Raw genomic sequence first — 21340 nt, 5'->3', positions numbered from 1 at the left:
ACTGGCCGCCACCTCATTTCAGGTCGGCAGCGCTGCTATTATCTGCCGGGCGCAAGCGGAGGGGGACGGCGTGACCATACCGTGGTTGCGGGGGTTGGGGCTCTTGGGAGCGGTGATGGTGACCGCGACAGCCACAGCGAAAACCGCTCTGGCAGCGCCGCCGCCGGCTCTGCCGTCGCCGCCGCCCTCGCCGGGCATCGGTGTCGATCACGAATCCGGCAGGTGCACAGCCGGATTCGCGGCGCAGGGATCCGACGGCAGTTACTACCTGATGACCAGCGGGCACTGCGACGCGCACGACGGCAGCGAATGGACGTACGGTAACGACGCCCCGCTGGGCCGGATCTCCGCCAGCGAGCACGACGGCGATAAGCGCGACGCCGCGATCATCCGCCTGGAGCCCAGTGTCGGCATGCCGGTGGGTGACGTCGGCGGCAGGTATCAGGTTCGGGATGTGTTGAGTCGCCAGCAGATTCAGGTCGGCATGCCGTTCTGCAAGATCGGCGCCGTAACCGGTGAGACGTGTGGCGCCATCAAAGGCATCCATGGTGACGTCGTCGAAGCCAGCGTGTTCAGCCTGGACGGCGACAGCGGCAGTCCCGGTTTCGTGATGAACCCGGACGGCACCGTCAGCGCGGTCGGCCTGTTAATGTCATCGCCCGACGGTGATGACTACACGACCTACTTCATGCTCATCAATCCGCTGCTGGGCAAGTGGGGGCTTCGGGTGCTTCCGTGAAAAGCGCTCGCGGACTGGTGACCAGGCCGGCCAGGGGCACGTAACGTAGCGTTTGCAATTCTCGGGTATCGGGTACAAGTGGACCGGCCGCAACGTGTCGGCCCGCAGGGACCAGGTAGTCCACCTGTGTTGACGCGGCCGACGTAAAGAGGCAGCGGAACCAGCGACACGAAGGGAAGCAGTAGTGAAGCGTGGGATCGTGGTCGGCGTAGCCGGGGTGGCCCTGGTGGTCGCGGCCAGCGCCGGATGTTCGAGCAACAAGTCGAGTACCGGGTCGTCGGGTTCGTCGTCAGCTGCGGCGGCCGCGTCGGGTTCGGGTCCGGTGCTCACCGTCGACGGGCAGAATCAAAACATCAGCGGGCAGGTCACCTGCAACGCCGCGGGGGACAACATCACCATCGGCATCGGTGACCCGACAAACGGCCTCGGTGCCGTGGTCAGCAACGGCAATCCACCGCTGGTGCACTCCGTCGGACTGGGCACCGTCAACGGCGTCGCACTCGGTTTCTCCGACGCCGCCCCCAACCAAAGCGGCAGCGCCGGGGCCGCGGTCAACGGCAAGGACTGGGCGATCAAGGGGACCGCTACCGGCACCGACACGAGCAACCCGCAGCAACCGCAGCAGGTAACCAAGCCATTCGAGTTGGATCTCACCTGCCCGTAGTGCAGGCCGATAATTCCCAAGAGGGGACGCAGCTATGTCTATGAAACGTGTTGTCAGCGCCGCCGCGTTGGCCGCTGGCCTGAGCATCTCCGCGGCGACCCTGAACGCCGGGTCGGCCTACTCCGCTCCACTCGACCCGCCGCCTCCGTGCCCGAACTGCCACGGCGGTGGCGGCGGCGGGGGCAACCCCGGTGGGCCGGGCGGCGGGCCCGGTGGGCAGCCGGGCGGCGCCCCAGGCGGCCAGCAGGCGGGTGGAAACACTCCGCCGCAGGGCGGACACAACAGTCCGCCTGCGCAGGGTGGGCAGAACAACCCCCCGCAGGGTGGCCAGAACAACCCGCCGCAGGGCGGGGAGAACAACCCACCGCAGGGTGGACACAACAATCCGCCGCCGCAGGGCGGTCAGAACAACCCGCCACAGGGTGGCGAGAACACCCCGCAGCCCAACCAGCACGGGCAGTACCCGCCGCAGACGGGGCAGAACAATCCTCCGAACGAGCACGGGCAAAACCCGCCGCAGGGCGGGCAGAACAACCCACCCAACGAGCATGGCCAGAACCCCCCGACGCAGGGCGGGCAGACCAATGCGCCGGCGAACCAGAACCCGCCGCCGAACAACCGGCAGCGGTACCAGGCGCTGAATCCGCCGGCCACGCAGCCGCCGCACCCGCCGTACATCCCGCGCCACGACGTGGTCACCGCCAGCGCTCAGATCGGCGGTCCCGCGGGCCCGGATGTCCAGTTCAGCATCGTGGGCCACGGGGCGCCACCGCCGCCGCGCGAGCACGGCTACGGCTGGAACGACGGCCCGGCTCCCGGTCACCCGCCGCCACACTGGGAGGGCCCGCCGCCTCCTGGGGGCTGGAACGGTCCGCCGCCTCCCGGAGGCTGGAACCGGCCGTGGGACGGGCCGCCTCGTGATGTCGCGGCGGCGCGGGCAGACTTCGGACCCTTCAACTACAACACCTTTACCGTCATCCCGGTCTTCAACTGGCAGTACGGGGGCTGGGGCTACTGGTTCTTCGGTGTGTGGGTGCCGCTCTACTGATCGTTGATCCAGTGTCAGCGGGCGCAGCCGTTCTTCGGCGCGCCCGCTGACGCGTCTCCGGGGCGTTTTCTCGACCCTGCGGCGGAGTCGCCGGCATGGCAGGCTCCGGGGATGGACGTGAGAGAAAACGTTCGCCGAGCCATCGACGTCATGACGGCTTGGTCGTCCGACGGCGGCCCTGAGTTCACCTGGAGCCGGCTGGTCGAGAACGTGCTCGACGAGCCCGACGGCGACCTGATGCTGCTGATGGGCTTCGTCAATCTCGCGGGCGAGCTCGTGGTCAGACTCGAGAAGGCCACCGGTCAAGACGTGCAGTCGCACCTACAGGACATCGCCCGCAAGTACCTCTGAGCGCGCACCCGCGCTACTGCGGGTGGGCCGCCACGTACGCGGCTGCCGGGATCGGTGACGCCTCGTCGTAGCCGATGGGCAGCAGCACGTCGCCGGCCGTCGTCAGGCAGTAGACGTCCCACCGGTAGAACGCGGCAAACGTCGCGGGATCGGCGGCAATCAGTGCCGCGTATTGGTCGACCGCGCGCACGTATTCGCCGGCATGGTTGTAGCCGTAGATGGCGTGATCATGGTCGTTCGCGAAGCCATTGGCGGCCAGGAAGCGGCCCGCCGCCAGGATGCTGTCGTGGGGTGAATGGATGTCGCCGCCCTGGCCGTAGCCGGCGAACGTCGAGGGCAGGAACTGCATGGGTCCCTGGGCGCCGGCGGTGCTCGCGCCGACGATGCTGCCGAAGCGGCTCTCGACGAAGTTGATCGCGGCCAGGTAGTTCCAGCTGACGCCGGATTCCGCTTCCGCCTGGTGGTAGTAGTTCATCAGCACGTCGGCCGGCGCCGGCGGCTCGATCCGCCACGCCGGCAGGGCATCTCGCACCTGGGTCAACGCGGTGAGTTGGCGACGGGCGTCGACGTTGCGGTCGTAGACATCGACCAGTCCCGGCGGGATGCGCGGGCGCGTGGTGGCGTCCCATTCGGGGTGGCGTCCGATGGCGCGGTAGGCCGCCTGTTCGCGATGCGCCGCCGCCGTCAACGCGGGCTCGGCTGCCCCCGGATCGCGCAGCGCTCGCTCGTCGGCGACGAGGTCGTCGGCCAGCTGCGCGGGGTCCGACGCCAGTCGCGGCTGCGCGCCACCGGGCGTTCCCGCGTCGGCGGGCACCATGCGTGTCGTCGGCGCCGGCGCCGCGGGAACTCGTGCGGACGTGGTCGGGCCGGTTATCGCCGTCGGGTGCGGCGCCGAACACCCGACGAGCGCGAACACGATCGCGCCGACGACGAGTGGCGCGGCGCGCCGGTCACGGCTCACGGTGATGACGTCCGTCCATTGCCTCGCATCCCCCGGCTCCGGTTGGTTGGTTCATCGCGAGTCTGTCGCATCGGACCGGGTGACTTCAACGTGGTGACGGTCTTTTGTTCACCGGTGGTTGTGACATTCGCGCGGTGCTCTCAAACTGATTGATATGCGCGACCGCGAGAAGATCGACTCGGAGTTGCGGCTCATCGCGCTGCGGCGCCAAGCGATCCGCGAGCAGGGCGGTCGGCCGTCGTCCCTAGAGGCCGATGCGCTGCTCGACGAGATCTTGGCCCATGGCGCGGGGTCGTCCGAGCCGGGTGCGTTCGATGACTGGGAGACCGAGGCTGCCGCCGCCGCGTCGCGCGACGGGAAAACCGGTGTCCTCGCGTCTCGGCGCCGGAAGGCGGCCACGCTGCGTCGGCTGGGTCTGTTCGCGGCGCTACCGCTGTCTCTGGTGGCCGTGGTCTCCGCGGTGGTGGTGATGTTCGCGCTCCACCGCCAGGATTTGTCGGCAGAGTCGGAGGACTCCCCGCCATCGACAGCGCCGTCCGCACCGGTCGTGCCGAAGGCCTCCGCTCCGGCAGTCAACGTCGCCGACTCGGCGTTCGTCGCCGCGTTGAAGCAGGAGGGTGTGCCCGTCCCCAGTCAGGAATACGTGACGAACCAGGGACACGCGGTCTGCGACTTCCTGGCGCACCAGCCCAACTTCGCCGATGCGGTCGGGTTCGTGCAGCGGAACTCGATCTGGGACGCCAATCAGAGCACCGCCGTCACGGCGGGCGCCATCGTCGCGTACTGCCCTCAATCGCGCGCTGCGGCCTCGAACCAGATCTCACAGGCCGATCAGAACGCGCTCTCCGATCTGCAGGCCATCGAGCGAAACCTGCAAGGCATCCAGGGGAATCTGCATGACATCCAAGGCGGTCTGGACGCCATCCCGGGTCACCCGTAACCCGGGTCACACCGCCTCCTGCCCGGCCGAAGGCTCACCCGTCCAGCGGGCGGATTTCCGCGCACCGCTTCCGTCATATTGCCGCGCCGCGTCTCCTCTGCAGAATAAAATGCCGTTCGTCCCGATCATTTTGGCGGCATGGTACGGGGGAAATCATGTTCAATCTATTCCGCAACAAATTGGCGGCAGTCGCGATTATCGTCATTTTGACAGTCGGCGCATGCTCCCCCTCCTGCGAACCGACAGATACCTGTGGGGCCGCTGCTACCGACATGGATACGGATGACGGTATGGACGCCATGGCGATGGCGACCGAGCCCTGTCCTTTGGTTAATTTAACAAAGAATGATCCTGATCCCCCGTTGTATTCCTACATCGGAAGCGCACATTGGTACGTGCCGTGGGCGCAGGATTACTTTGATCAGGGCCTGCGATTCTACTTCGGTTTCAACAACCGCGAAGCATATCGCGCATTCAAAAAAGCGGCCCAGGAGGCCGAGGACAACGGAACTCCGTGCTCGGCATGCTATTGGGCTCAAGCGCTGGTGTTAGGAGTGGATCTCAACCTGGGTAAACAATCGGAGCCCGACCGAGATGCGGCGAATGATGCGCTCGGCCGTGCCACCCAAGAAAAACCGAATCTCGAAGACTGGAAAATCATCCACGCGCTGTCGGACCGCTATCGGGATTGCGGAAAGTCTGACCCGCCCTGGAAATGTCAGAGGGATCGCAACGAAGCCTATTATCACGGGATGAAGGAAGTGGTGGATGAGTTCGGCAGCGACGCCCCCACCGCCATAACCCTCCTCGCCGACGCTGCGATGAACATCACGGCATGGGCTTATTGGGACAACGGCCAGCCAGTCGATCAGCGGATCCTGGAGACGCAGCAGTATCTCAAGAAGGCTTTGAACTTAGTCCAATCCCCGCGAAACGAGGGCCCCATCCACTGGTATATCCACCTGATGGAGCAGTCGCGCACGCCGGCCGCGGCCAGGCAATACGCAGACTGGTTGGCGCCGTTGGCGCCGAATTCGGGTCATTTGGTTCACATGCCGTCGCACATCTATTTCCGCACGGGAGACATGCGGAACGCGATCAGGGCCAACAAAGAAGCTACTGCTGCGGATGACAGATATTTCGCGACGGAGCCGAATTTATATCGACCGGATGGCGACCGCTACCGATACGGATATTACCTTCACAATATACATTTCATACTCGCCGCCGCAGCATTGAGCGGTGACGAAGACGACGACATAAAAAGTTACGCGCAGAAGCTGCTTGACTCGTTACCGGACAAAGCGAACGGATTCCGCGCGGACGAGTACAAAGCCGCTTATTACTTGACAAAGCTGAACTTTTCCAGTCCGGCAGATATTCGCAACTTCAAGAAACCCGATACTATCAATCGGCAGCCGTTCGCCAACATTGCCTACGATTTTACTCAACTCATGGCGGACATCTGGGATCGAAAACCTCAGCCGTCGACCGATAGTTTGGATACCGACGTTGCCCAATATCGTAAGTACGTATCGGACAAGGGCAAACCGAACGCGAGCTGCGACCTACGGATCGAACTTCCGAAACCCAGCCTGTGCCTGGCCGCGATCCTTCGTCACCTGGGTCACGCCCGGGTGGAGGCCGCGAAGGGTAATTGGCGCGCTGCGGTTGACGATGCAAACGACGCTGTCGATATCCAAGACAAGCTGAAGTACGACGAGCCGCCCTTGTGGCCGTACCCCGCGCGCCAGACGCTGGCCTCGATCCTGATCCGGAGGGCGGACGCCGAAGGTCCCGCGGCGGCTGCGGCGTATCTGGCCTGGGCCAAGGACCTGCTATTGGAGAGCCTGAAAGGCAAGGGTGCCGGTCCCGGCGAGATGCCGACGGGGACTTTTCCGGGAAACGGTTGGGCTTACTACGGGCTGCTGCAGATCGCGATCCGGGACGGCTCCTCCGAGAACGTCATTAATGATGCGAGGGTAGACCTTGCCAAGCGGTGGTTCGGAGCCCCCGATTTCCGTTCGCTCGATCGCATGTAGGCAGGCGGGTCCGTCCAAGACTGAAAGGCAGAGCCCCCTGTCAGGATTGAACTCGCCTGACGGCCCAGCGGGGGAGGGCGAAAAGCCGGTTTAGCAGGCGAAACTTCATCACAGGTGATTACTGGTGATAGATGTGACTGTGGGCAATTTGTGGGCAATTTGTGGGCACGCTGCACGGGTCGAAGGAAGACGCGGACCTGCAGCCATACAGCTACTGGTGGTCGACCTGACGGGTAACACGCCCACAACGAAATACGGCCCGGCACTCATATCTGGTGGGGGCTCTGTCGTATCCGGAGCACTATCCTTCACCCGCCGAACGCAGAAAGGAACGCCATGACCAACCACACCTACCGGGTAATCGAAATAGTCGGTACATCACCCGACGGCATCGACGCGGCTATCCGCAACGGGCTGGCCCGAGCGACAGAGACGACACGCGGAATCGACTGGTTCGAGGTGCAGTCCGTCCGCGGCCACCTGGAGGACGGGGCCGTCGCACACTTCCAGGTGACGCTAAAGGTCGGCTTCCGTCTCGAGGACGCTTAGTAGAATCGGTTAGCCAAGCAACGGCTCCCGGCTAGGGGAAGGGCGAACCGAAGTCGGCCTCGGCGAGGATGTCGGCGACCCGCCACGCCTGCTCTAGAAGCTGGACCTTGCCCGGCTCGTCGGTGAAGTCCCCGACGCGGGTGCCACGGCCTCGCAGATAGCCGCACGGACAGCGATACCAGCCCGAAGCGTAAATCGTGTGCTCAGGGAAAAGCTGGTACCCAACCGTCTGGTCTTTGCTTCCGGGAGTCGGAATACACGGTCCGACCCTCGCCGGTCTACCGTCTCGATCCCGAAGCTCCGTTGCTGGTCAAGGTAGCCGAGTCGTTGGGAGTGCTCGACTGCACGAGCGCACCGCGGAGCGGTACGAGCGCGAGCGCGGTGGTTACCGCGAGATCCAACGTCAGCAAGCGGAGCGCGAAGCCGGAGGTTCAAGGCGTCAGCAAAGGCCAAAGACGATGAGTGGCAGGAATGGACGGGAGGGCTGGCCCGCTGGCACGGAGCGAGGCTGAGCTGGCGTCACTTCCGCAGCTCAGACCATGGCACGGCTGGCACAGTGGCTCACCGTCACCCGCGAGGGCCGCACATGGGGGACACGAACGACCAGAACATCGAGGAGCGGAAGAACTCCTCCGCGTTCATGCGGCTCGGAGGGCAGCGGTGCGGGTCACCCATCCATGACGGCTTCTCGGCCCCGCAGTCGCCGCACTGGCTAATCAGTCGCACGTCAATCCTTCAGTCGGATGCGGAAGTGGTTAGAGGAGTGCATCTCCACCACCGGGCCCCGGCCCCGTTAACCACGCGGCTGCGCTGGCCAAGCGTCGGTAGGTGCGGGCCGTCGCGGTCCACACCGATGTTGATGCTGCCGTGGAGCCTACCCCGGCCTTCGAGGTCGAAGTGGACGCGCTGGAGCCGGTGCCGGTGCCGGTCAGGAATTGTAGACGGGGTTCTCGTAGTCCCCGTCCCAGATGTCACTCTTCTCCACTGTACAAAGGTGCGCGGTCACCTTATCCTCCGCGTCACGAACGGCTCTCCGCAGAGCGTGGATCTGGTCACGCTTCCCATGCCGGGAGCTCAAGCTCGGCTAGGTGCGGATTGCGGCTCCGGTTGCCAGCCCCACGCCGACCCACCAGTCAGCCGATCTCGACGCGAAGCCCTTCATGCCGCTGCTCCAGCTCACTGCTCACCCCCGTGAAGAGGTCATGCGCGTCGACCTTGACCCCTTGGAGCTTGACCCTCAGCGCGCCCGGCTCCTGATCAACGGCGACGCTGCCGGCCGGATGCAAAGGGTACTCGTTCCCGGTTCCCGAGGCATTCGCGCTAACTGCTACCACCAACTCGTATCCGTGATCATCCCTGAATCTCAACGGCCTGCTCAGGGAAGTAATTCGGGTTGGGCAAAAATGTGGGCACGAGAGTCGCAGCCGCACAAACATTCGACGCAAAAAAAGACCCTCTACCAGCGCCGACAGGCACTGAAAGTGAGAGCCCCCTGTCAGGATTGAACTGACGACCGCTCGCTTACAAGGCGAGTGCTCTACCACTGAGCTAAGGAGGCGGGGTTGAACCGGACCCAGCCTAATCGGTCACTCGTCGGTATCGATCACGCGCGCTGAGCGCACCGCCCGCGACGACGGACGCCTGCGCCCCGGCAGCGGAATCCGGTCGGCGATGTTGCTCAGCGGGTTGACCACCATGGTGAGCGCGATGACCGCGTCCTGCAGCGTGGCGATGGCGGGCTCGAGCGCCTCCATCCCGGGCGTGAGCCGGGCCAGGGTGTCGGCGACGTCGGCGAGCTGATCCAGCGGTCCGTTCTTCGCCGTCAGCTTGTCGACGAGGCCGCCCTCGGCCAGCAGCCGGTCGGCCAGCCCGTCCTCGGCCAGCAGCCGCTCGATCAAACCCTCCTCGGCGACCAGCTGATCGGCCAGCCCGCCGGGCTGCAGCGTGCGATGCAGGGCGCCGCCCTCGGCGGTGAGCCGGTCCAGCAGGCCGCCTTCCGCCGTCAGCATGTCGACCACCCCGCCCGGGCGCAGTAAGCGGTCGATCGGACCGTCCGCCGCTATGGCCCGGCCCAGCGGGGCGTCGTCGTCGAGCAGCCTGGCCAGCCGGTTGGCCCGGACAATCGCGTCGTCGATCCCCAGCATGGACGTCATGGTGTTGGTGCCGCCGGCACCGCCCTCACCCAGCGCCCGCTTCGCGACGCCGACGGCCGCGCTCGCGACGCCCAAACCCGCATCCGCGGCTGCCAGCCCCACCCGGGCGGGTGCGGTCGCAGCCGACACGATGTTTCTGGCGAGGTTCATCCCACGAGTCTATTCGCGACGTAGGCCGGGAAAGGGCTATACGTCCCAAGGCAATGCGACGATTCCTGGCAGACTACTATCAGTCTGTTGGCACTGAGCTTTCAGGAAGCACACAACCTTTACATAGCAAACGTTCAAGCAAGGGACATGAGCATCTGATGACTTCGACAACCCCCAATGACACGAAACCGGAGGCCCGCGTCCTCGTCGTCGATGATGAAGCCAACATCGTCGAGCTGCTCTCGGTGAGTCTGAAATTCCAGGGGTTCGAGGTCTATACGGCGACCAACGGCGCCCAGGCCCTGGATCGGGCGCGCGAGGCCCGACCCGACGCGGTGATCCTCGACGTGATGATGCCGGGCATGGACGGATTCGGGGTGCTGCGGCGGCTGCGCGCCGACGGCATCGATGCGCCCGCACTGTTCTTGACCGCGCGGGATTCCTTGCAGGACAAGATTGCCGGCCTGACGCTGGGCGGCGACGACTACGTGACGAAGCCGTTCAGCCTCGAAGAGGTCGTCGCCCGGTTGCGGGTCATCCTGCGCCGCGCCGGCAAAGGCGGAGCCGAACCGCGCAGCGCGCGGCTCACTTTCGCCGACATCGAGCTCGACGAGGAAACCCACGAAGTGTGGAAGGCAGGCCAGCCGGTATCGCTGTCGCCGACCGAATTCACGCTGCTGCGTTACTTTGTGATCAATGCCGGCACGGTGTTGAGCAAACCCAAGATCCTCGACCACGTGTGGCGCTACGACTTCGGAGGTGACGTCAATGTCGTCGAGTCCTATGTGTCGTACCTGCGCCGCAAGATCGACACCGGGGAAACGCGGCTGCTGCACACCCTGCGCGGAGTGGGTTACGTACTGCGGGAACCGCGCTGAACCTGGCGGCAGCGAGAAGTAGATAAATGGACACCAAGCCTCGACGTGGATTGCCCCTTCGGATAGGGCTCGTCACCGCGACCTTGACCCTGGTCGCTTGCGGCCTCGCCGTGTCCGGCATCGCGGTGACGTCGATACTCAGGCACAGCCTGGTCAGCCGCATCGACTCCACACTGCTCGACGCGTCCCGCGGCTGGGCGCAGGCCCCGCGGCGGCAGTCGGCGCCGCTCTACGAGGGGCCCGACCCGGGCCGGCCGCCGTCGAAGTTCTATGTGCGCGGCGTCAGCATCGACGGCACCCCGTTCACCGCGATCAACGACCGCAACGCCGAACCGGCGTTACCGGCCGACAACGACGTGGGCCCCAACCCGACGACGCTGCCCTCGGTGAACGGCTCGGACATTCAGTGGCGGGCCGTCTCGGTGCACGGTCCGCACGGGCTGACCACGGTCGCGATCGACCTGTCCGACGTCCAGCACACGGTCAGCTCGCTGGTCTGGCTGCAGATCGGCATCGGGGTGGCGGTGCTCGCCGTGGTCGGGATCGCCAGCTTCGCGGTGGTGCAGCGCAGCCTGCGGCCGCTGGTCGAGGTCGAGCAGACGGCCGCGGCGATCGCTTCCGGTCAGCTGGATCGCCGTGTGCCGGAACGAGATCCGCGGACCGAGGTGGGCCGGCTGTCCCAGGCGCTGAATGGGATGCTCGCGCAGATTCAGCAGGCGCTGGCGTCCTCGGAGTCCTCCGCTGAGAAGGCTCGCGGCTCCGAACACCGGTTGCGCCGGTTCATCACCGATGCCAGCCACGAACTGCGCACCCCACTGACCACCATCCGCGGCTTCGCGGAGCTGTACCGCCAGGGGGCGGCCCGCGACGTCGCGATGCTGTTGTCGCGGATCGAGAGCGAGGCGTCCCGGATGGGCCTGCTGGTCGACGACCTGCTGCTGCTGGCCCGCCTCGACGTGCAACGACCCCTCGAGCACCATCGGGTGGACCTGCTGGCGCTGGCCAGCGATGCCGTGCACGACGGCCAGGCGATCGACCCCGGGCGCACCATCACCATGGAGGTCCTCGACGGTCCCGGTACCCCGGAGGTGCTCGGTGACGAGGCGCGGATCCGCCAGGTGCTGAGCAACCTGGTCGCCAACGCCCTGCAACACACCCCGGAAAGCGCCGCCGTCACCGTGCGGGTCGGCACGGACGGCGACGACGCGGTGCTCGAAGTGGCGGACCAGGGTCCCGGCATGAACCAGGAGGACGCGTCGCGCGTCTTCGAGCGGTTCTATCGCACCGACTCGTCGCGGGCACGGGCCAGCGGCGGCACCGGACTGGGTCTATCCATCGTCGAGTCGTTGGTGCGCGCGCACGGTGGTGCCGTCAGCGTGACCACCGCGCCCGGCGAGGGCTGCCGCTTCCGGGTGACGCTGCCGCGCATCAGCGACGTGCCCGCGTCCGAGCCGGTTCACGCCAACTGAGCCAGCGCCGCCTTGATCTTGGCCTGGGCCTCGTCCAGCGATTCCGCCGACGGGTTGCGGTCGACGTTGGCGAAGCCGAAGTCGCTGAGGCTGCGGGTGGGGAAGACGTGCACGTGCAGGTGCGGCACCTCCAGCCCGGCGATGATCAGGCCGGACCGCTCGGTTCTGAACGCCTTGGACACCGCTTTGCCGATCAACTGGCTCACTTCCATGACCCGGGCGAAGGCCGCGCCGTCGACGTCCTGCCAGTTGTCGATTTCGGCGCGCGGCACGACGAGCGTGTGCCCCTGCGTCATCGGCTCGATCGTCAGGAACGCGACGACGTCGTCGTCCTCGTAGACGAAGCGGCCGGGAAGTTCACGGTTGATGATCTTGGTGAAGATCGACGCCATGGGCCCCAGCATAGGGGCGGCGGTCCGGGGACCCCGACTCACTCGTCCTTGCCGAACTCCATCACGTCGAGGTTCCAGTACCCGCGCATGTTGGTGATCAGCCCGGCTTCGTTGACCTTGTAGGTGAACACACCGCGCACCTTGCTGGTGACTCCGCCTTCAAACCTGCTCTGCAGCACCAGAATATGAGCGATCTCGTCGGGCGAACTCGACGGAAAGGTCTCCTCGCACGTGATGGTCAGCTGGTTGCGCGCGATATTGTTGTCGAAGAATTCGCCGACGGCCGCCTTGCCGCGCACCCCGGCGCCGTCGGGGTTGGTGACGGACTGGCCGATCGGGTCCTCGATGACGACGTCGTCGGTCATCAGCGCGAGCCAGCCCTCGCGGTCCTTGCCCTGTGCGCAACGCCAGGACGATTGCGACGCCGTCAGTGCGGGGGTTTGGGCGGTTTGGGTCATCGTGGTTTCTCCTGTCACTAAATAGCGCACGCGGCGCGCGCGCCTTCCTCGGTGGCTTTGCGGATCAGGCCGAGTCCGGTGCAGTCGCCGACGGCGTGCACCTCGGCGCCGGGCAGGGCGTCGACGATCGCGCCGAACAGGGCGGTGTCGGGCTCGACCGCGCCGGCCGGCACGACGGTGTCGGCGGCCGGCCGCCGGGTGGTGCCGCCCGCGGGGGTGAATTCCACCGCATCGGCGGTGATGCGTTCGGTGGCCGCGCGGACGTGCACGGTGACGCCAAGCCGGTCGAGACGGTCCATGTGTTCGGTCTTGCGCTTGTTGCCCACTTCGGGAGCGATGTCCTTGCCGGCCTCGAGTATGGCCACCAACCGGCCCTGGCTGGCAAGGAATTCGGCCAATTCGAGGGCGACCAGGTCGCCGCCCACGATGACGACGCGGCGTCCGATCGGCATCCAGGCCCGGCTGGCGAACCGGATCGCGGCTGGCCGCAACAGCCGCTGCGGCCAGCCGGACAACGCCGCGGCGCCGACGTTGAGTTCGTCAACCCCGTTGGCGCCCAACGTGATCAGCCCGACCCCGCCGCGGGCGCGTGCCGCGAAGTAGTCGCGGGTGCGCTCCGACGGAAGTCCATCCGGCGTGCCGTACATCGTCTCCATCGGAGACATGACCAGGCGGTTGCGCACGCTCATGGCGCCGATTCGTCCCGGCGCCATGAGGTGGCCGAAGCCGGTCACTGAGCGGACGCGGCTGATACGTGGTTACCGGTCGGCGTCGGTGAACCGGATGACGCCGCGAATGTTCTTGCCGTCCAGCATGTCCTGGTAGCCGTCGTTGATCTGCTCCAGCTTGTACTGCCGGGTGATCATGTCGTCCAGGTTCAGCTTGCCGGCCTTGTACATCGACAGCAGCTGGGGGATGTCGTACTGCGGGTTGCCACCACCGAAGATGGTGCCCTGCAAGTTCTTCTGCATCAGGGTCAGCATCGCCAGGTTCAGGTTGACGTTGGTGTCCAGCAGGCTGCCGATGGCGGTCAGCACGCAGGTGCCGCCCTTCTGGGTGATGTTCAGGTAGTTGTCGACGTCGGCGCCATGCAGCTCGCCGACGGTGACCACCACCTTGTGGGCCATCAGGCCGTAGGTGACCTCGGCCATGCCCGCCATCGCGGCCATGATGTCGGGGTAGACGTGGGTGGCGCCGAACTTGAGCGCCTGGTCGCGCTTCCACTCGACCGGGTCGATCGCGAAGATGTAGCGGGCGCCGGCGTTGACGGCTCCCTGCAGCGCTGCCATGCCGACCCCGCCGACGCCGACGATGGCGACGTCCTGGCCCGGGCGGATGTCGGCGGTGCGGACCGACGAACCGTAGCCGGTGGTGACGCCGCAGCCGACCAGCGCGGCGACCTCGAACGGGACGGACGGGTCGATCTTCACCACCGAGCTGCGGTGCACGACCATGTATGGGGAGAACGTGCCCAGCAGCGTCATGGGGTAGACGTTCTGGCCCTTGGCCTGGATGCGGAAGGTGCCGTCGGACACCGCGGCACCGCCGAGCAGGCCGGCGCCCAAATCGCACAGGTTGCGCATGCCCGCCTGACAGGTCGGACACTGCCCACACGACGGGATGAACGACAGCACGACGTGGTCACCCGGGGCGATGTCTTCGACGCCCGGACCGACCTCGGTGACGATGCCCGCGCCCTCGTGGCCGCCCAGCACCGGGAAGCCGGCCATCGGGATGCCCCCGGTGACCAGGTGATGGTCGGAGTGGCACATGCCCGCCGCTTCCATCTGGATCTTGACCTCATGCGCTTGCGGGTCGCCGATCTCGATTTCCTCGATAGACCAGGGCTGGTTGAACTCCCAGATCAGTGCGCCTTTTGTCTTCACGATGGTCCTGACCCCATTTCGCCTTTGAATTGATCAGCGCTGACCGGCCCCTTCATGCCGGCCAGCTAGGTGACGGGTGCCACAGGCACCCTTGTCGCGTCAGCATAGCGCGTGCAACAAATCAAATGCTTGGTTGGCTCTCGCCGTCACCAGATGGGGACGGGGGCCTCGCCAAGCGGGTAGTAACCGGGCAGCTTTTCGCCGGCGATGCTGCGCTCGATCCGCTTCTGCATGCCCTCGCTCAGGTCGCCGGACTCGATGAGTTTGCCGAACATGTACGCGACGTGACCGAAGTCGAAGAAGTCGCGCTGCCACTCGATCTGCCGGTCGCCGTTGAGCCGGAACCAGCTGCCGCCGATGCCGTAGATCTCGTCCTGGGTGCCGTCGTTCTTGTTGACGATCTGCTTCCAGAAGCCGACGATCTCGCCCTGCTTCTCGTCGATGAGCACCTTCTGATACTCGTACACCCAGTTCTCCAGGCCCTCCATTTCCAGGCCCAGGGCGACGTCGCGGATTTCGTCGACGCCGACGCACATCACGTCTTCCTTTGGGCCGATGTTCCAGCCGTAGGTGGCGTCTTGGGTGTAGAAGTCCGCCAACGGTCGCCAGTCACCGGCCTTCTCGCAGTCCTTGTTGGCCTGCAGCCAGCGGTCGACCCATGCCTCGAGATCTTCGCGCGAGTGTGACGCCCGTGAATTCATGAGCCCTCAGTCTCCTTTGTTTTCCTTGATGAAAAGTGCTTGCGTTGGGCACATATCGACCGCGCGCCCAATTTCGTCGCGGGCGTCTTCGGGCGGTTCGGGGTCGAGGATCTCGACCTTGCCCCGCTTGGGCACCCGGAAGTAGTCGGGCGCCTCCAGTTCGCACATCGCGTGGCCCTGACACAAATCCAGGTCCGCTTCGATTCTGAATCCGCCCATCGGACTTACTCCTTACGCGCTGCGCTTGCGGTAGCGGACCTTGGCCGGTCGGGCCAGCTGCACGACCATCTTGGAGTGGTCGTTGTGATAGCTGTCCGCGGGCTGCGCCATCTCGAACTCGTACTCGCGCAACAGGACGGAGAAGATCGCCTTGATCTGCATCTGGGCGAACGCGGCGCCGACGCAGCGGTGCCGCCCCGCGCCGAACGGAATCCAGGTCCACCGGTTGACGATGTCGGCCTGCTCGGGCTTGTTGTAGCGGTCGGGCTTGAACGCATCCGGGTCGGGAAAGTCCTCGGGAATCCGGTTCGAGATCGCCGGGGACGCCGCGACGTAGTCGCCGTCGTGAATCGGAAAGCCCTCGACCTCGAACTCGCCCTGGGCGACCCGCATCAGGATGATCAGCGGAGGGTGCAGCCGCAGCGTCTCCTTGACGACGTTGTCCAGCTTCGGAATCGACCGCAGCGCATGGAAACTCACCTCCTGGCCGTCGGCGTAGAGCTCCTCGAGTTCGGCCAGCACCTCGGCGTACACGTCGGGATGGCGGATCAACTCGATCAGGGTCCATGCCGAGGTCCCCGAACTGGTGTGGTGCCCGGCGAACATCAGCGAGATGAACATCCCGGTGACCTCATCGGCGGAGAACCGCGGGTTCCCGTCCTCGTCCTTGATCGACACGAGCACGTCGAGCATGTCGCGGTCGGCCTTGTCCTCCGGTGGATTGGCCAGTCGCTGGTTCATGATTTCCTGCACCAGCGCAACGAGTTTGACGCGGGCCTCGTCGCGACGCCGGAAGCTTTCGATGGGCAGGTAGGGGTCGACGTAGCACAACGGGTCGGTGCCGCGTTCCAGCTCGTGGTAGTACTCCGCGAACCGGTGGTCGAGCTGGTTGCGGAATTTCACGCCGATCAGGCAGGCCGTCGAGGTGTAGATGGTCAACTCGGAGAAGAAGTCGAGCAGCTCGATCTCGCCCTCGTCGCCCCAGTCGGCGATCATCCCCTTCACTTGAGCTTCGATGGTCGCGGCGTGACCCTTCATCTGCTCGCCGCGCAGCGCCGAGTTGTGCAGCATCTCCTTGCGCCGCTCCGGGCTGGCGTCGAACACCACACCCTTGCCGAAGATCGGCGCCATGAACGGGTACGCCGCAGCCTGGTCGAGGTCTTCGTCGGCGGACCGGAAGAAGAACTCGTTGGCACCCGCGCCGGACAGCAGGATGACGTGCTTGTCGACCAGCTGGAACCAGCCGACGTCGCCGCACTCATCGCGGACGCGCTTCATCAAACCGATTGGGTCGGTGCGGAATTCCTCGAGGTGGCCGTGCTCTTCTTCGCCGCCGGAAACCCGGGGCACGGTGGCAGTCGTCGTCATTGTCCGGGCATCCCCTCTTCGCCGAGTGCGAGTTTGTGGCGATCTTTGGTGTCGGCCAACGGGGCTTCGGGCTGAAGCTCCATGTTCGCGATGAAGCCACCGCGCGGTGTCTCGGCGACGAACGTGATGGCGCGTCCCAAATCCGCCGCGCGCAAGAAGTAGTCGTGCCGGGCCTGGCCCCACTTCGCCCAGTCCTCCAGTGCGGGCCCGATCTTCTCGGCCGGCAGGCTCCAGCCCATCGACGTCTTCGTCGGGCCGGGATGCACGATGGAGGCCCGCACCCCGGTGCCCTCGAGTTCCATCTGGAAGTTGGTGACCATCGCGACGAGCGCGGCCTTGGCCGCGCCGTAGGCGCCCATGTGTGGGCGCTGGCGCAGGGCCACATCGGAACCCACGAAGATCAGGTCGCCGCGTTGCCGGTCGAGCATGCCGGGCAGCACCGCGGCGGCCAGTCGGTTGGCGCCGACGAGGTGGATCTGCAGCTGCGACTCGAACTCCTCGGTGGTGATCTCGGCGAGCTTGCCGAAGTAGGTGTCGCCGGCGCCGGCCACCAGCACCTCGATATCACCGAGCGCCTCGGTCGACTGTGCGACAAACGATTTCACCGAGTTCGGATCGGTGACGTCCAGATAGAATCCGACCGCCTCGCCGCCGTTGGCGTTGATCTTGCCAACGATGTCGTCGAGCTTCTCGACCCGGCGGGCACCCAGGGCGACCGGGAAACCGTGCGCCGCGAGTTCGATGGCGGTTGCCTCTCCGATGCCGGAGGACGCACCTGCCACGATGGCGGGCCGGCGTTCGGGCAAGGGTTCAAACCGGGGCATTCAGCGGACCTCCACGCTCATTGGTAGGTGAGCGAATCCGCGGACATTGCTCGAGTGGACGCGGACGGCGTTGGCCTCGTCCACCTCGTACCCGCGGATTCGCTTGAACAACTCGGTGAGCGCGACCCGGGCCTCCATCCGCGCAAGATGCGCGCCCAGGCAGAAGTGTGCGCCGCTACCGAAACTCAATAGTTTGGGCCCGATTTCGCGCCCGATCAGGTAGTCGTCTGGATTGTCGAAGACCCGCTCGTCCCGATGCCCTGACCCGGGCAACAGCAACAGGACATCGCCCTCGGGAATGGTGGTGTCGTAAAGGGTGAGCTCGCCGGACACGGTGCGAGCCAGGATCTGGCTGGAGGTGTCGTAGCGCAGGGTCTCCTCGACCCACAGCGGCACCCGCGACAGGTCCTGGTAGACCGGCGTCAGCTGATCCGGGTTCTTGTGGCCCCAAAAGGCGGCATTGGCGAGCAGTTTGGTGGTGGTCTCGTTTCCGGCGATCACCATCAGGAACATGAAGCCGAGCACCTCGTCGTCGGCGAGCCGGTCGCCGTCGATCTCGGCCTCCAGCAGCGCCGAGGTCAGGTCGTCGGTCAGCTTTTCGCGCCGCTCGGCCACCATGCCCTGGTAGTAGACGATCAGGTTGAGGGAGGCCTCCACCGCCTCGGGCGGCACGTCGGTGACGCCTTCTTCGCGGTGCATCACCCCGTCGGCCCAGGCGCGCACCTGATCCCGATCCGGCTCGGGGACGCCCATCAACTCGGAGATGACGTCCATGGGCAGCTTGCCGGCGAACTCGTCGACGTAGTCGACCGCAACGTCCTTGGCCTTGGCCAGCATCGTGTCGAGATGCTGGGTCGCGATCTCGGTGACGCGGGGCTCGAGTTCACGAATCCGGCGCGGAGTGAACCCTTTTGAGACCAGCGTCCGCAGCCGCAGGTGGGCGGGATCGTCCATCGCCAGGAACGACATCGTCTTGCTGGCGTGCGGGCCTCGCGACGCCGGGTCCAGCGAGACGCCGAACTTGTTGGAAAGCGTTGTGCTGTTGCGGAATCCCTGCAGCACGTCCTGGTGCCGCGACAACGCCCAGAACTTCAGCTCGTCATTGCGATACAGCGGGGCCTCGTCGCGCAGCCGCTTGTAGTAGGGGTACGGATCTTCGTGGAAGTCGTAGTCGTAGGGATCGAGGACCAGCTCGTGGTCGCCCACATGGACGGTCATTTAAGTTCTTGTCTCCTGGCTTGTGTTCCGGGGGCCGGGCAGGATCAGGTTCACTACGTAGGCCAACTGGTCGGCGATCTGGTGATAGGTGAACTGGCCACTGGCGGCCTGTACCAATGCGCCGAAGAACATCATCTCGAGCGCGGCCACCGTGTTCGGGTCGGCGCCGGGGCCGATCGCCGTCGCGATGCGCCGGTGGATCTCCGCCCCGATGCGGTCGCGCACGGCACCCACCGCCGGATCGGTGCCGCCGCCGAGCAGTGCCGTCGTGCACGCGGCGCCCACCTCCGGCTCGTCGGCGACCACCAGCGCCAGGTGACGCAACACCTTGTCCACTCGGACCGGCATCGGGTCGTTGACGTCGGTGAAGAACGGAACCTGCCGCACCAAGTCCAGGTAGACCTCGGCGATCAGGTGGTTCTTCGACGAGAAGTAGGTGTACGCGGTGGCCGGGGCGACTTTGGCGCGGGCGGCGACCGCGCGCACGGTCAGGTCGGCATACGACTTCTCCCGCAAGGTCTCGATGCCGGCCACCAGCACCTTGCGGAAGGTCTCCTCCTGGCGACGGTTGCGCGTCGGCTGACCGGTCTGGCGGTCGCCGTCGGATGTGATCGTCACGAGTGCGTCGCTGGACACATGTCCAAGCTAGTGGATCGAAATGGCGTGAAGCAAGCCCGTGAGACAAATATGCTGTGTAATGGCTATTTACCGGAGCGCTTCGGGGGACGTTCGAGATCGGCCCTTGCACCGTCGGCGACGTGGCGACTATGGTTCGATCGGACAATATCGGACAACTGTCCACCAGAAGGCGTGCCGGGTTGGCCGTGCGCAGACGGGAGCGGGAGATGGCCTTACTGGCCGACGGCGTGAGTGAACTCTTCATCGACGGCAAGCTGTCGGCCGGCAGCGCCGGCAACTTCCCCACGGTGAACCCGGCGACCGAGGAGGTGCTGGGCGTCGCCGCCAACGCCGACGCCACCGACATGGACCGCGCCATCGACGCCGCGCGGCGCGCCTTCGACGAGACGGACTGGTCCCGCAACACCGAATTGCGGGTGCGCTGCATACGACAGCTGCGCGACGCGATGCGCGAGCACATCGAAGAACTGCGCGACATCACCATCGCCGAGGTCGGCGCCCCCCGGATGCTCACCTCGGCCGCCCAGTTGGAGGGACCGGTCGGCGACCTGAGCTTCGCGGCCGACACCGCCGAGTCCTACGAGTGGAACTCCGACCTCGGCCAGGCATCGCCGATGGGCATCCCGACCCGGCGCACGATCACGCGGGAAGCCGTCGGTGTCGTCGGCGCCATCACCCCGTGGAACTTTCCGCACCAGATCAACCTCGCCAAACTGGGACCCGCGCTGGCCGCCGGCAACACCGTGGTGCTCAAGCCCGCACCGGACACCCCCTGGTGTGCCGCCGTGCTCGGCGAAATCATCGCCGAACAGACCGACTTCCCGCCCGGCGTCGTCAACATCATCACGTCGAACGACCACCGGGTGGGGGCGCTGCTCTCGAAAGACCCTCGGGTGGACATGGTTTCGTTCACCGGATCGACCGCGACCGGTCGCAGCGTGATGGGCGATGCCGCCGCGACCATCAAGCGGGTGTTCCTGGAGCTGGGCGGCAAGTCCGCGTTCGTCGTTCTCGACGATGCCGACCTGGGCGGGGCATGCTCGATGTCGGCGTTCACCGCTGCCATGCACGCCGGACAGGGCTGCGCCATCACGACCCGGCTGGTGGTGCCGCGGGCCCGCTACGACGAGGCCGTCGCCATCGCCGCGGGCACCATGGGCTCGATCAAGCCCGGCGACCCCGACGACTCCGGAACCGTGTGCGGGCCAGTGATTTCCGCCCGGCAACGGGACCGCGTGCAGAGCTACCTGGATCTCGCGATCGCCGAGGGCGGGACGTTCGCCTGCGGCGGCGGACGCCCGGCGGACAAAGACCGCGGCTTCTTCATCGAGCCCACCGTCATCGCGGGCCTGACCAACGACGCGCGGCCCGCCCGGGAGGAGATCTTCGGGCCGGTGCTCACCGTGATCGCCTACGACGGCGAAGACGACGCGCTGCGCATCGCCAACGACTCGCCATATGGCTTGTCGGGCACCGTGTTCAGTGCCGACCCCGAGCGGGCGGCCAACTTCGCCGCGCGGATGCGAGTGGGCACCGTCAACGTCAACGGCGGTGTCTGGTACTCCGCCGACGCGCCGTTCGGCGGATACAAGCAATCCGGCAACGGACGCGAAATGGGCCTGGCCGGCTTCGAGGAGTACCTGGAAATCAAGACCATTGCCACAGCTGTGCAGTGACCGCGCCAATAGGCG

24 protein-coding genes and 1 tRNA gene are annotated in these 21340 nt (G+C 65.9%); 10 read left to right on the top strand and 15 right to left on the bottom strand.

All coding sequences use genetic code 11. The features are described 5' to 3' along the window. The first annotated feature begins 70 nt into the window (after window positions 1-70). From B8W69_RS05810 to B8W69_RS05795, 4 genes are all read left to right on the top strand, one after another. On the top strand, window positions 71-739 hold the full coding sequence (locus B8W69_RS05810) for a S1 family peptidase (RefSeq protein WP_085288965.1): 669 nt from the start codon (window positions 71-73) through the stop codon (window positions 737-739). Between the two features lie 184 nt (window positions 740-923). Then, complete coding sequence (locus tag B8W69_RS05805; protein WP_085288964.1) at window positions 924-1403, top strand: lipoprotein LpqH; 480 nt, start codon at window positions 924-926, stop codon at window positions 1401-1403. Between the two features lie 40 nt (window positions 1404-1443). Beyond that, on the top strand, window positions 1444-2451 hold the full coding sequence (locus B8W69_RS05800; protein ID WP_085288963.1) for an MAP_0585 family protein: 1008 nt from the start codon (window positions 1444-1446) through the stop codon (window positions 2449-2451). A gap of 111 nt (window positions 2452-2562) precedes the next feature. After that, the gene (locus tag B8W69_RS05795; protein ID WP_085288962.1) at window positions 2563-2802 is read left to right on the top strand and encodes a hypothetical protein; all 240 of its coding nucleotides are present in this window, start codon (window positions 2563-2565) and stop codon (window positions 2800-2802) included. Window positions 2803-2815: 13 nt separating this feature from the next. Here B8W69_RS05795 and B8W69_RS05790 read toward each other — a convergent pair whose 3' ends face one another. Then, the gene (locus tag B8W69_RS05790) at window positions 2816-3763 is read right to left on the bottom strand and encodes a lytic transglycosylase domain-containing protein (protein WP_085288961.1); all 948 of its coding nucleotides are present in this window, start codon (window positions 3761-3763) and stop codon (window positions 2816-2818) included. A 154-nt stretch (window positions 3764-3917) separates the two neighbouring features. Here B8W69_RS05790 and B8W69_RS05785 point away from each other — a divergent pair, with 154 nt between their 5' ends. The 3 genes from B8W69_RS05785 (at window position 3918) to B8W69_RS05775 (ending at window position 7294) form a co-directional block, all read left to right on the top strand. Continuing rightward, window positions 3918-4703 carry a DUF732 domain-containing protein gene (locus B8W69_RS05785; protein ID WP_085288960.1) on the top strand — a complete coding sequence of 262 codons (786 nt, stop codon included), beginning with the start codon at window positions 3918-3920 and terminating at the stop codon, window positions 4701-4703. Window positions 4704-4897: 194 nt separating this feature from the next. Then, window positions 4898-6745: a hypothetical protein gene (locus B8W69_RS05780; protein ID WP_085289025.1), complete on the top strand. Its 1848-nt coding sequence runs from the start codon at window positions 4898-4900 to the stop codon at window positions 6743-6745. A gap of 336 nt (window positions 6746-7081) precedes the next feature. Continuing rightward, window positions 7082-7294, top strand: coding sequence for a dodecin (locus tag B8W69_RS05775; RefSeq protein WP_085288959.1), 213 nt, complete (start codon window positions 7082-7084; stop codon window positions 7292-7294). Between the two features lie 928 nt (window positions 7295-8222). On the opposite strand, the gene B8W69_RS32190 is transcribed toward B8W69_RS05775, so the two are convergent. From B8W69_RS32190 to B8W69_RS05760, 4 genes are all read right to left on the bottom strand, one after another. Then, window positions 8223-8372: a DUF7239 family protein gene (locus tag B8W69_RS32190; protein WP_439330589.1), complete on the bottom strand. Its 150-nt coding sequence runs from the start codon at window positions 8370-8372 to the stop codon at window positions 8223-8225. Window positions 8373-8427: 55 nt separating this feature from the next. Continuing rightward, on the bottom strand, window positions 8428-8580 hold the full coding sequence (locus tag B8W69_RS30510; protein ID WP_165762556.1) for a hypothetical protein: 153 nt from the start codon (window positions 8578-8580) through the stop codon (window positions 8428-8430). Window positions 8581-8780: 200 nt separating this feature from the next. After that, window positions 8781-8852, bottom strand: a tRNA-Thr gene (locus tag B8W69_RS05765). A gap of 28 nt (window positions 8853-8880) precedes the next feature. Then, the gene (locus B8W69_RS05760) at window positions 8881-9597 is read right to left on the bottom strand and encodes a hypothetical protein (RefSeq protein ID WP_085288957.1); all 717 of its coding nucleotides are present in this window, start codon (window positions 9595-9597) and stop codon (window positions 8881-8883) included. Between the two features lie 158 nt (window positions 9598-9755). On the opposite strand from B8W69_RS05760, the gene phoP reads away from it, so the two are divergent. Both phoP and B8W69_RS05750 read left to right on the top strand, forming a co-directional pair. Beyond that, window positions 9756-10475 (top strand): two-component system response regulator PhoP, encoded by a 720-nt coding sequence (phoP, locus tag B8W69_RS05755; RefSeq protein ID WP_085288956.1) that lies wholly within the window; start codon window positions 9756-9758, stop codon window positions 10473-10475. Window positions 10476-10501: 26 nt separating this feature from the next. After that, window positions 10502-11944: a sensor histidine kinase gene (locus B8W69_RS05750; protein WP_085288955.1), complete on the top strand. Its 1443-nt coding sequence runs from the start codon at window positions 10502-10504 to the stop codon at window positions 11942-11944. Here B8W69_RS05750 and B8W69_RS05745 read toward each other — a convergent pair. From B8W69_RS05745 to B8W69_RS05695, 10 genes are all read right to left on the bottom strand, one after another. After that, window positions 11932-12336, bottom strand: coding sequence for an HIT family protein (locus B8W69_RS05745; protein WP_065028492.1), 405 nt, complete (start codon window positions 12334-12336; stop codon window positions 11932-11934). The two genes, B8W69_RS05750 and B8W69_RS05745, sit on opposite strands and share 13 nt — an antisense overlap. A 38-nt stretch (window positions 12337-12374) precedes the next feature. Further along, window positions 12375-12794, bottom strand: coding sequence for a ketosteroid isomerase family protein (locus tag B8W69_RS05740; RefSeq protein ID WP_085288954.1), 420 nt, complete (start codon window positions 12792-12794; stop codon window positions 12375-12377). Window positions 12795-12811: 17 nt separating this feature from the next. Continuing rightward, the gene (locus B8W69_RS05735; protein WP_245843131.1) at window positions 12812-13528 is read right to left on the bottom strand and encodes an FAD-dependent oxidoreductase; all 717 of its coding nucleotides are present in this window, start codon (window positions 13526-13528) and stop codon (window positions 12812-12814) included. Window positions 13529-13552: 24 nt separating this feature from the next. Next, window positions 13553-14680, bottom strand: a complete 1128-nt coding sequence (locus tag B8W69_RS05725) for an NDMA-dependent alcohol dehydrogenase (RefSeq protein ID WP_085288953.1) — start codon at window positions 14678-14680, stop codon at window positions 13553-13555. A gap of 146 nt (window positions 14681-14826) precedes the next feature. Then, window positions 14827-15381 carry a hypothetical protein gene (locus tag B8W69_RS05720; protein ID WP_085288952.1) on the bottom strand — a complete coding sequence of 185 codons (555 nt, stop codon included), beginning with the start codon at window positions 15379-15381 and terminating at the stop codon, window positions 14827-14829. A 6-nt stretch (window positions 15382-15387) separates the two neighbouring features. Further along, window positions 15388-15600, bottom strand: coding sequence for a ferredoxin Fdx (fdx, locus tag B8W69_RS05715; RefSeq protein WP_085288951.1), 213 nt, complete (start codon window positions 15598-15600; stop codon window positions 15388-15390). Window positions 15601-15612: 12 nt separating this feature from the next. Then, entirely contained in the window at window positions 15613-16968 is a 1356-nt protein-coding gene (gene cyp51, locus B8W69_RS05710; RefSeq protein ID WP_085288950.1) for a lanosterol 14-alpha demethylase, read from the bottom strand. Beyond that, window positions 16965-17792, bottom strand: coding sequence for an SDR family oxidoreductase (locus B8W69_RS05705; RefSeq protein WP_085288949.1), 828 nt, complete (start codon window positions 17790-17792; stop codon window positions 16965-16967). The genes cyp51 and B8W69_RS05705 overlap by 4 nt, the downstream gene beginning before the upstream one ends. After that, window positions 17793-19010, bottom strand: coding sequence for a cytochrome P450 (locus B8W69_RS05700; RefSeq protein WP_085288948.1), 1218 nt, complete (start codon window positions 19008-19010; stop codon window positions 17793-17795). It abuts the gene before it with no gap. After that, the gene (locus B8W69_RS05695; protein ID WP_085288947.1) at window positions 19011-19646 is read right to left on the bottom strand and encodes a TetR family transcriptional regulator; all 636 of its coding nucleotides are present in this window, start codon (window positions 19644-19646) and stop codon (window positions 19011-19013) included. A gap of 209 nt (window positions 19647-19855) precedes the next feature. Between B8W69_RS05695 and B8W69_RS05690 the strand changes: the two genes are divergently transcribed. Next, a complete protein-coding gene (locus B8W69_RS05690; RefSeq protein WP_085288946.1) occupies window positions 19856-21325 on the top strand; it encodes an aldehyde dehydrogenase in 1470 nt (489 codons plus the stop codon). Window positions 21326-21340: the final 15 nt, after the last annotated feature.

This window comes from Mycolicibacterium vulneris (assembly GCF_002104765.1).
In the GTDB taxonomy this organism is placed as follows: Bacteria; Actinomycetota; Actinomycetes; order Mycobacteriales; family Mycobacteriaceae; genus Mycobacterium; species Mycobacterium vulneris.
The sequence above is the reverse complement of the archived record's forward strand: the minus strand, read 5'-3'. Positions and strand labels throughout refer to the sequence as shown.

Excerpts from the sequence above, each read along its gene's own strand:
- B8W69_RS05775 (WP_085288959.1), top strand. The coding sequence starts at position 7,082 with ATGACCAACCACACCTACCGGGTAATCGAAATAGTCGGTACATCACCC.
- cyp51 (WP_085288950.1), bottom strand. The coding sequence starts at position 16,968 with ATGACGACGACTGCCACCGTGCCCCGGGTTTCCGGCGGCGAAGAAGAG.
- B8W69_RS05750 (WP_085288955.1), top strand. The coding sequence starts at position 10,502 with ATGGACACCAAGCCTCGACGTGGATTGCCCCTTCGGATAGGGCTCGTC.
- B8W69_RS05740 (WP_085288954.1), bottom strand. The coding sequence starts at position 12,794 with ATGACCCAAACCGCCCAAACCCCCGCACTGACGGCGTCGCAATCGTCC.
- B8W69_RS05700 (WP_085288948.1), bottom strand. The coding sequence starts at position 19,010 with ATGACCGTCCATGTGGGCGACCACGAGCTGGTCCTCGATCCCTACGAC.
- B8W69_RS05760 (WP_085288957.1), bottom strand. The coding sequence starts at position 9,597 with ATGAACCTCGCCAGAAACATCGTGTCGGCTGCGACCGCACCCGCCCGG.
- fdx (WP_085288951.1), bottom strand. The coding sequence starts at position 15,600 with ATGGGCGGATTCAGAATCGAAGCGGACCTGGATTTGTGTCAGGGCCAC.
- B8W69_RS05705 (WP_085288949.1), bottom strand. The coding sequence starts at position 17,792 with ATGCCCCGGTTTGAACCCTTGCCCGAACGCCGGCCCGCCATCGTGGCA.
- B8W69_RS05800 (WP_085288963.1), top strand. The coding sequence starts at position 1,444 with ATGAAACGTGTTGTCAGCGCCGCCGCGTTGGCCGCTGGCCTGAGCATC.
- B8W69_RS05795 (WP_085288962.1), top strand. The coding sequence starts at position 2,563 with ATGGACGTGAGAGAAAACGTTCGCCGAGCCATCGACGTCATGACGGCT.
- B8W69_RS05745 (WP_065028492.1), bottom strand. The coding sequence starts at position 12,336 with ATGGCGTCGATCTTCACCAAGATCATCAACCGTGAACTTCCCGGCCGC.
- B8W69_RS05785 (WP_085288960.1), top strand. The coding sequence starts at position 3,918 with ATGCGCGACCGCGAGAAGATCGACTCGGAGTTGCGGCTCATCGCGCTG.
- B8W69_RS05720 (WP_085288952.1), bottom strand. The coding sequence starts at position 15,381 with ATGAATTCACGGGCGTCACACTCGCGCGAAGATCTCGAGGCATGGGTC.
- B8W69_RS05690 (WP_085288946.1), top strand. The coding sequence starts at position 19,856 with ATGGCCTTACTGGCCGACGGCGTGAGTGAACTCTTCATCGACGGCAAG.
- phoP (WP_085288956.1), top strand. The coding sequence starts at position 9,756 with ATGACTTCGACAACCCCCAATGACACGAAACCGGAGGCCCGCGTCCTC.